Genomic DNA, 8,862 nt, shown 5'->3' on the forward strand with positions numbered 1-8,862 from the left:
AGTCCACGAAATGGTTAAACGCCAGTCTACTTATGGCCTAGCTACCTTGTGTATCGGGGGTGGCCAAGGAATATCGATGATTATCGAAGGTAACTATTAATCGGCTGTGACACCAGCTAAGGGCTAAACCCCTTTTGACAATTGAAAAATGAGTCGTATTTAAAAACTGATAACCAGCTAAAAGCTAAAGCACATATATAAAGGAGATTTTTACTATGATTGACACATATACTTTCCACGACATGACCCTATCTTGGATGAACGGCGCGATGATTGGCACTGACGGCGGGACGATTTTCGGTCCTGTACCAAGAACGCTTTGGGGCCGCTACTATCCATATAATGATAAAAACCAAGTGGCTGAGGTTTGTGACCCGATTGTCATCCAATACCAAGGGAAAAACTACATCATTGATGCATCCTTTAACTTGGATAAATTCAATGAAAAAGGGAAACGAAATGTTGGGCTACAACAAGAAGGTAGCATCCAAGAAGACTTTGAAACACTGGGGATTACACCTGAAGATATTGACGTCGTGATGATGACTCATATGCATAACGACCACGCTAGCGGTTTGACTTACTTTGAAGATGATCAATGGCAATCAACCTTCCCTAATGCCACGATTTATATCTCTGATATTGAGTGGGATGCGGTAAAACATCCGAATGCACGGACTAAAAATACTTATCCGAAAGAAAACTGGGAAGCAATTCAAGGGCAAGTAGAAACCTTTAAGGATAGCATTATGATTGCTGAAGGGATTACCATGGAAGTTACAGGTGGTCACAGCCCAGGTCATACGATTATTCGTCTTGAACAAGCTGGCGAAACCATGCTACATATGGCGGATATCCTACTTACTTTCGTCCACACAAACCCACTTTGGGTCGGCGGTCTAGACGATTACCCAATGGATTCGATTTCAGCCAAACAAGACTTGATGCCAGAAGCCCTAGCCAACAACTACCGCTTTATCTTCTACCATGACCCATACTACCGCGTGGTTGAATATACTGAAGACGGGAAAAACATCCAATACGCTATGAAGTCGTCGCGCGATGTCTTTATCCCATTCACTGACCAACAAGACCGGGTCCCAAAACAAGTTGAAGCAGCTGTTGCGAATTAAGTAATAAGCCTCTTCGTTAATTGAATATAAATACCAACAAGTTTCCTTCTATATAAAGGTGTCAATCAAATGACCTATTATATAGAAGAAACTTGTTATTTTTTTGAAAAGACCACAAAATAACCAGCTAGTAAAGGTTTCTGGAACCCCACTTGCTGGTTATCTTTTGCTTTATTCGACTACTTCAAAGGAAATGTCATCCATGGTATCGAATTTCACTTCGACCTTGTCGCCAATTTCAATCTTGTTCGCCTTGGTCATTCCACCGGTCATAATTGGCACGCCGGCCTCTAATTTCACACCCCGCTTATACAAGGCGTTGGCTAGGAAGACCACCGCATTGGCTGGATGGTTGGCTACATCCTTCCCGACCCCTTCATCAATCTTCTCACCATTGATATAAACGACAGCCTTCTCATTCAAGATATCCACTTGGTCTAAGCTGAAGTGGGTATTTGAGTAAACTGCCCCCTGGCAAGAAGTGTTGTCAGCAACCACATCTTCCAAGGAGAAGCGGAAACCGTGATAGCGAGAGTCTACTATTTCTACAGAAGAATAGACATAGTCAATCTTATCCATGACCTCTTCAAAAGTCACATTCTCTTGGTAGATATCCTCCTTCAAGACAATGGTCACTTCCGGCTCAATACGCGGGTGAATAAACCGTTCCATTGACAAAGGCTCGCCGTCATAAGAAATCATATACTCAAAGATGTGGGCATAAACCGGCTGATCAATATTCAACTGTTTAATCTTAGCTGGTGACGTCAAACCAATCTTATAAGCTGCCGTCTTCCCGTCCGTTTCTTTCTTCAAAGCCACAACCAAATCCTGAATATCGTAGGCCTCCTGCTCATCGAAGGAAACATTAAACACCTCCGTCACATTATCAATCGCCGTCTTATTCTTCTCCGCGTCATACAAATACTGCGCAATCTCCTGCATCTTCGACTCTTCCATACCTGTCAGCTCCTTTTGATTCATTAAGAAATAATGATAAACATTAACCCCATTGTATCAAAACTGACAGATAAAGCAATCTGAACTCTCATATATTTTTAATAAAAAAAGGGCATCCGCCCCGATTGCTGGCAAACACCCTAAATCACTTCATCAATAAAATCACGAAACTTTAGTCTTCCAAGCTGATAATGATCTTACCTAAGTTTTTATTGGCTTCCATATATTCATGGGCCTCTGGCAAGCGGTCAAAAGCCATGACCGTGTCAATCACTGGTTGAATAGTACCGTCTGCAATTAAAGGCACGACTTCTTTATTAACGTCTGCTACTAGGCGCGCCTTGTAGTCGTCTGAGCGTGGTGACAGCAAGGTCCCTTGGAGTTTAACCCGCTTAAAGAGCAATTGTCCCATATCAAAGTCCGGAACCTCTGTGCCCCCAAGAACGCCGATTAAAACCCAGCGACCGTCTTGGCCGATAGCGGACACATTTTTATTAGCATAGGACGCCCCAATGAAATCTAGAATGACATCGACACCCCTTTTGCCAGTGGCTTCAGAAATCACGTCGGCGAAATTTTCTTCCTTATAATTAATGGTGGTTTGGGCGCCTAATTCTTTAACTAGGTCTAATTTATCTTGACGGCCTGCGGTGGCAAAAATTTCCGCCTTGGACAGGTGGTTGGCCAATTGGATAGCTGCAGTCCCAACGCTAGAACCCGCTGCATGGACAAGGATCCGTTCACCTTGATGCAAGTCGCCGATCCAATACATAGTCTGGTAGGCGGTCATGAAAGCTTCTGGAATGGCTGCCGCTGTTGTAAAAGGCGTGTCTTTAGGGAAAATCATGGCACGACTCAGGGGGATGCGGGCGTATTCGGCATAGGCGCCGTGGGTAATAATCCCCGCTACATGGTCTCCAATAGCAACATGACTGGATTCCGTCCCGTCTGTATTAATAGCCACCACTTCACCAGCAATCTCAATCCCAATCACCCGGTCTTCAAGGCTGGCATCCGGCTTCAAACTGTTTCTAGACATGACATCATGGCGGTTAATCCCAATTGCTTTGACCTTGACTAGGGCCTCACCCGCTTGCGCTATCGGCCTGTCGATTTCTTGCAGTTCAAAATTTTCTGGGCCACCTGCTTGATTGAGTATCCAAGCTTTCATCCAATCCACTCCTTCTTTGTGTATGTTCGTCCCTTTCATCATAAACCATTTGTGGGCAATTGATAAGTAAAGCAGTTTATGATCTTTCTTATTTGATGAGGGTCCGGTAAAATGATCTATATATTCTAGGTGCGAGACAAACCGTTAATAGATGAACGTTGGAAGTTTAGGGCAGTGGCTGACAATGTCAGCTCAACCTAAACTGAAACGCAGTCATCTATGGTTTGTCGAACCCGATTTTAATGATAGTAAAAAACGATTGAAAGGTGATACGGATGAAAGATATTTATGTTGTTGGGGCGATTTTGATTAAAGACCAGCGAATTTTATGTGCCCAACGCGGGGGCGCGAAGTCTTTAGCCTACTTGTGGGAGTTTCCTGGTGGGAAGATAGAAGCTGGCGAAACTGCGCAAGGAGCCCTGAAACGTGAATTGGAAGAGGAGTTAAAGATCCAGGTTCAAGTATCTCCAGAGATATTTGATACATCAGCCTACGAATATGATTTCGGACGCGTTCACCTCACAACAATTATCTGCCAGCTTGAGCAAGGTGAGCCCTTTTTGACGGAACATAAGGCCCTCAAGTGGTTGAAGCCTAGCGAATTGAAGTCTTTAGACTGGGCGCCAGCTGACCTGCCTGCTGTAAATAAGTTATCCCAAATGACTCTATAGGTTGAATTGTAGACTAAATTTTAGGATATTTTGGAGGTATATATGGATTTATTAGCACAATCTTTGCGGCATGCTTTTATTGATCAGAGGCAGTTAGGACATGCTCAGTATGACCCTGAGTTGATTATTAATCAACCTGATGAGAATACCTTCCTATTAAATACCTTGCAGGAAGAATTGGATACCAGCGAAACTTTTACTTTTTCTGTGGCATTCGTGACGGAGAGTGGTCTCAATACGCTGAAAACCCACCTCTTTGATTTACGCCAACGAGGGATAAAAGGTCGGTTAATTACCTCGAACTATTTGGACTTTAACTCACCAGATATTTTCAGAGCCTTGCTGAAAGTTCCTAATTTGGAAGTCCGCATTTCTGACAAAGAAGCTTTTCACGCTAAAGGGTATTTATTTGAACACAAGGACCACGCTTCCTTTATTATTGGGTCGTCAAACTTGACCAACCATGCCTTAAAAACCAATTACGAGTGGAACGTTAAACTGACTACCTACCACCACGGGGCCATTATCCATCAAATGCAGGCCCATTTAGACAAGGAATGGGCGAGTGCGCAGCCTTTAACTGAAGACTGGATTGAAGCATATGCCAATTCCTTCCAACCGCCTAAATACCGTGATACTAGTATCTTACTGGACCCAGCCAATAACTTTATCGTGCCTAATAAGATGCAACAGCCAGCCTTAGATAGTCTTATTGAATTACGGCAAAATGGCGCCGACCGTGGCTTAGTAATCGCGGCTACCGGGACTGGTAAAACCTACCTAGCGGCTTTTGATGTCTTAGAAACCAAACCCGAAAAAGTCCTTTTTATCGTCCACAGAGAACAAATCTTACATTCCGCAATGGCCTCTTTTAAAAGGGTGATGCATGCAGAACCAGATGATTTATTTGGCTTTTATACAGGTAATAAAAAGGATAGCCAAGCCAAGTATATTTTCGCCACTCAACAGACCATTACCCGCGACCAACATTTACACCAATTTGACCCAGAAGAATTCGATTATATCTTAGTAGATGAAGTCCACCGTGCTGGATCAGCGTCTTACCAGCGGATTTTTGACTACTTTAAACCCAAATTCCTACTCGGTTTAACGGCTACACCTGAGCGTACAGATGGCTATAATTTATATGAACTCTTTGACTACAATATCGCCTATGAAATCCGCCTGCAAGATGCTCTTGAAGCTGATTTACTAGCCCCCTTCCATTACTTTGGGGTGACCGATTACGAAAAAGACGGCGAATTGATTTCTGAAACCACCCAATTGAAGAACCTAATCCTAGATGAACGGGTCGATTATGTCATGGACAAGTTGACCTACTATGGTTTAGATAAAGACAAGGTCAAAGGTCTGGTCTTCTGTAGCCGTAACGAGGAAGCCAAGTCCCTATCCGACAAATTCAACGCCCGTGGTTATAAAACTGTCGCCCTATCTGGTAGCGACAGCCAAGAAGTGCGAACCAAGCAAGTCAATCGGTTAACTTCAGGTCTCTTAGACTATATTTTTACAGTGGATATCTTTAATGAAGGGATTGATATTCCAGAAATCAACCAGGTGGTCATGTTGCGTAACACCCAATCCAGCATCATCTTCGTCCAACAAATGGGGCGCGGGCTTCGTAAGCATGATGGTAAGGAGTTCGTGAATATTATCGACTTCATCGGCAACTACAAGAACAACTACCTGATCCCCGTTGCCCTGTCTGGTAATTCAAACCGTAGTAAGGATGCCATGCGGAAAACGGCCGTCAACACCAACTTTATTTCCGGTTTATCCAATATCAATTTCGAAAGCATCGCTAAAGAGCGGATCTTTGATTCTATAAATGCTGTGAAACTAGACTCCATGAAAGAATTGAAAGAAGCCTACCTAGGCTTGAAAAATGAACTGGGGCGCGTGCCAATGTTGATTGATTTTGAAGCAACCAACAGTTTCGACCCTTGTCTATTAGCCAATAAAAAGGACAATTACCATGCTTTCTTGGTCAGTATTAAGGAAAGTGACCGTACACTTTCTAAAGCAGCCAATGATATCTTGAAGTTTTTATCGCGAGAAATCTTACCAGGCAAACGAGCGCATGAACTAGTCTTATTGAGCGAGCTCGCTAAAGAAAGTATAGATACTTTAAGCTTGGCCAAGATTCAAACCATTTTGACCAAACATGACTTAAGCCATGACCCTATTACTGTGCAGTCAGTGGTGCGAACCTTGTCCACCGATTATTACGCCGGTAGTTCAAAGAAAACTTACCAACCGGGGCAAGTCGTGGCCATAGTAGACGAGGGGATTAGCTTAAGCCCTGGCTTCCAGTCAGCAAAGAAAGATTCGACCTTTTTGCATCATTTAAATGACTTAATTACTACGGCCACCTTATTAAATGACGGTTATGATAAATCGTCAGACTTAACCTTGTACCAAAAATACAGACGTCGTGACGCCCTACGTCTGCTCAAATGGGAAACGCAAATGGTGGACCGAAATATTGGAGGCTATACTCAGGATAAGGAACGGAAAATTTTTACAATTTTTGTGACACTGGATAAAGGCGACGACTTTACTGGTGCCCAAGTCGCTTATGAAGATGCCTTGTTAGACCCACAGACGATGACTTGGTTCACGAAAGCGTCAAGGACACTGGCTTCTCCTGAAGTGAAAATCTTACAGGATGCGGACGACTGGCAAATTCATATGTTCATTAAAAAGGACGATGATGAAGGAAAAGAATTTTATTATTTGGGTGAAGTGACACCTGATGTTTCGACGTTTACCCAACTTGAAAAACCAAGTGGTGATGGTGAAACCCTGAACGTTGTGGAGATGAACTTGCATTTTAAAGAAACTATTCCAAGAAATCTCTTTAACTATCTACAGTAAACTAACGTTGCCAACCTATCCCCTTTTTGATAGGATAAAGACACATTTATAAAACGACTATCGCCGGATAGGTATTCTAGTGCACATAGGCCCTTCGAATTGAAGGTGTGCTATTTGGATATCTGTCCGGTTTTTTTAGGAGGAAAATCATGTTTGTAGTCTTTACAACGACCTTGATTGCTGGCTTAATCGATGGCATTAATCCTTTTGCACTCACCCAGCAATTCATTTTACAATCTAGAATTAAATCCCCATATCATATTTTGTATTTTATCTTCCCCATTGGTCTGGGAAACTTTTTAATCGGTTTAGCCTTCTACTTTGGTTTCTCTGATTGGATTTTCCAAGCCTTCAATTGGGTTAACCACCATTATCCATACACCTGGCGTTACCCAGCGTTGGTAGCCAGTCTTTTGATCATCGCTTATTTAATCTATACCCACTTGAATAAAGACCAACCTGCAACAAGCCAGGAAGAGGTGCAAAAGGAAGCCGTTACCCAAGCAGAAGAAACGCACTTATCAGCTGGTGCATTATTCATGCTTGGTATCGCCTCTTGTCTAGCTGAAATCTCCTCAATAGCGCCATATTTAGCCTTACTTAGTTACTATGCAACTATTTCGATTACCGATCTACAAGCAACGTTACTCCTGGTCTTTTATTCCTTTATCTTGTTTGTATTACCTATGTACGGCTTATTTTTAATGTCCCTATTCTTTAAAAGCCACTTAACGACTATTTATACACGAATTGCGGGCTGGATGGACTTTTTTATCACACGCATTTTGCCAGTTATCCTCTTTATGATTGCTGTTGCCTTATTTGGGTACGGCATACAAATTTTCTAAAATTGGCCATAAAAAAAACGCCAAGCGTGAATGGACACACTTGGCGTTTGGCGTTTAGCCGTTTAAATTTATACTAACTTACAGCACAGGATAGACAATGCTTAGAGCTGCTTGGTTCCCCATCTGACCCGGTTCACATCTCTACCCTTGCCGCAAGGCCTTTCGGCAAATTTAATTATACCATTTTTAAGGAAGCTTTGTAAAGGACTTCTTCCCTAATTTTAAACCCCAACATAAACTAACCGTATTAGGTATACTTGCGACAAGCAAGCATAAACGTGTCTTGGACAAAAACTAATAAAATCGACATTGCAACATAGGAAGCTGACGACTAGTATAGCGGTTATCGGCTTTTTTGCTGTATAAAAAAGAGACCAAACCAATTGTTTTAATTGATTTGATCTCTCACTTTGAAAACTATTTTGAATGATCAGTAAGTGCAAGTCGAAAGCTGCATAAGGTTACAATTAGACTAGCTAACATTGCTTACCTAGCGCCTTACACCCTTAGTCGGGTTCGCTCGCACCCTGTGAAGTTGAGCTCGAGTCTCCAGAAAGGACTGCGTTTCAGATTAGCTTGCAGATGACTGCGTCATCTTCATCGCTAATCTTCCAACGTTTCCTTTCTTGGCGTCGCCTCTCACATCCTATTATTAACCCATGTCTTTAACTTTTATCATCCGCGTGATTGATGCTCGTTCGTTTTCGTCTAGTTTCATTTGGATATACTTGATGGTTTCCTTGATGTTTGGAATCATTCGGTATTCTAAGGCGTTTACTCGACGTCTTGTGGATTCAATTTCCGTTGCCATTAATTGACACGTTTTTTCTATTTCGCTCAATTTTAACAGCTTAGGCATGACATCGTTCAAGACTTCGATGGCATCGTCTAATTCACTAGATGTGTTTAGGTAACCATATTTCACTTCGTTGTTGCTCTTTTGATTGTCATCGTCGTATGAAAATGACATCTTAGGTACGTCAACGCTCATGATATTTTTCTTGGCAATTTCTAAGTTGACTTGTTTGCTTGGTAAGGCCACGATTTCTTCCATAAAGGCGTCATTCATTGATGATGAGGCCAATACGAAGTTACCTAAGGCACCCGACAATTCGTCTTCTACTTCATTGCGCAGTTGGTTATTTTCTTGGATTAGTTCGATAAACTGGCGCATTAATTCGTCC

The 8,862-nt window shown here is 42.4% G+C and carries 8 protein-coding genes and 1 other RNA gene; 5 read left to right on the forward strand and 4 right to left on the reverse strand.

Annotated features, from left to right (window positions below; genetic code table 11):
- Positions 1-100 (forward strand): hypothetical protein (locus ACRCJ0_RS07075; protein ID WP_431390019.1); only part of this gene is annotated, 100 nt, incomplete at its 5' end.
- Between the two features lie 115 nt (positions 101-215).
- Positions 216-1,133, forward strand: a complete 918-nt coding sequence (locus ACRCJ0_RS07080; protein WP_431390013.1) for an MBL fold metallo-hydrolase — start codon at positions 216-218, stop codon at positions 1,131-1,133.
- A 171-nt stretch (positions 1,134-1,304) separates the two neighbouring features.
- On the opposite strand, the gene ACRCJ0_RS07085 is transcribed toward ACRCJ0_RS07080, so the two are convergent.
- On the reverse strand, positions 1,305-2,093 hold the full coding sequence (locus ACRCJ0_RS07085; RefSeq protein ID WP_431390014.1) for a 2-keto-4-pentenoate hydratase: 789 nt from the start codon (positions 2,091-2,093) through the stop codon (positions 1,305-1,307).
- A gap of 172 nt (positions 2,094-2,265) precedes the next feature.
- Positions 2,266-3,264, reverse strand: coding sequence for an NAD(P)H-quinone oxidoreductase (locus ACRCJ0_RS07090; protein ID WP_431390015.1), 999 nt, complete (start codon positions 3,262-3,264; stop codon positions 2,266-2,268).
- A 275-nt stretch (positions 3,265-3,539) separates the two neighbouring features.
- Between ACRCJ0_RS07090 and ACRCJ0_RS07095 the strand changes: the two genes are divergently transcribed.
- From ACRCJ0_RS07095 to ACRCJ0_RS07105, 3 genes are all read left to right on the forward strand, one after another.
- Positions 3,540-3,935: a (deoxy)nucleoside triphosphate pyrophosphohydrolase gene (locus ACRCJ0_RS07095; RefSeq protein WP_431390020.1), complete on the forward strand. Its 396-nt coding sequence runs from the start codon at positions 3,540-3,542 to the stop codon at positions 3,933-3,935.
- A 42-nt stretch (positions 3,936-3,977) separates the two neighbouring features.
- Positions 3,978-6,830, forward strand: a complete 2,853-nt coding sequence (locus tag ACRCJ0_RS07100) for a DUF3427 domain-containing protein (protein ID WP_431390016.1) — start codon at positions 3,978-3,980, stop codon at positions 6,828-6,830.
- A gap of 149 nt (positions 6,831-6,979) precedes the next feature.
- Entirely contained in the window at positions 6,980-7,678 is a 699-nt protein-coding gene (locus ACRCJ0_RS07105) for a GAP family protein (protein WP_431390017.1), read from the forward strand.
- Between the two features lie 64 nt (positions 7,679-7,742).
- On the opposite strand, the gene ffs is transcribed toward ACRCJ0_RS07105, so the two are convergent.
- Positions 7,743-7,842: signal recognition particle sRNA small type (ffs, locus tag ACRCJ0_RS07110), an RNA gene on the reverse strand.
- A 488-nt stretch (positions 7,843-8,330) separates the two neighbouring features.
- The coding region (locus ACRCJ0_RS07115) for a V-type ATP synthase subunit D (protein WP_431390018.1) at positions 8,331-8,862 on the reverse strand (532 nt) is incomplete at its 5' end.

This window comes from Aerococcus sp. L_32, from assembly GCF_050689315.1.

Coding starts and splice junctions, on each gene's coding strand:
- ACRCJ0_RS07080 (WP_431390013.1), top strand. CDS start 216: ATGATTGACACATATACTTTCCACGACATGACCCTATCTTGGATGAAC.
- ACRCJ0_RS07105 (WP_431390017.1), top strand. CDS start 6,980: ATGTTTGTAGTCTTTACAACGACCTTGATTGCTGGCTTAATCGATGGC.
- ACRCJ0_RS07100 (WP_431390016.1), top strand. CDS start 3,978: ATGGATTTATTAGCACAATCTTTGCGGCATGCTTTTATTGATCAGAGG.
- ACRCJ0_RS07085 (WP_431390014.1), bottom strand. CDS start 2,093: ATGGAAGAGTCGAAGATGCAGGAGATTGCGCAGTATTTGTATGACGCG.
- ACRCJ0_RS07090 (WP_431390015.1), bottom strand. CDS start 3,264: ATGAAAGCTTGGATACTCAATCAAGCAGGTGGCCCAGAAAATTTTGAA.
- ACRCJ0_RS07095 (WP_431390020.1), top strand. CDS start 3,540: ATGAAAGATATTTATGTTGTTGGGGCGATTTTGATTAAAGACCAGCGA.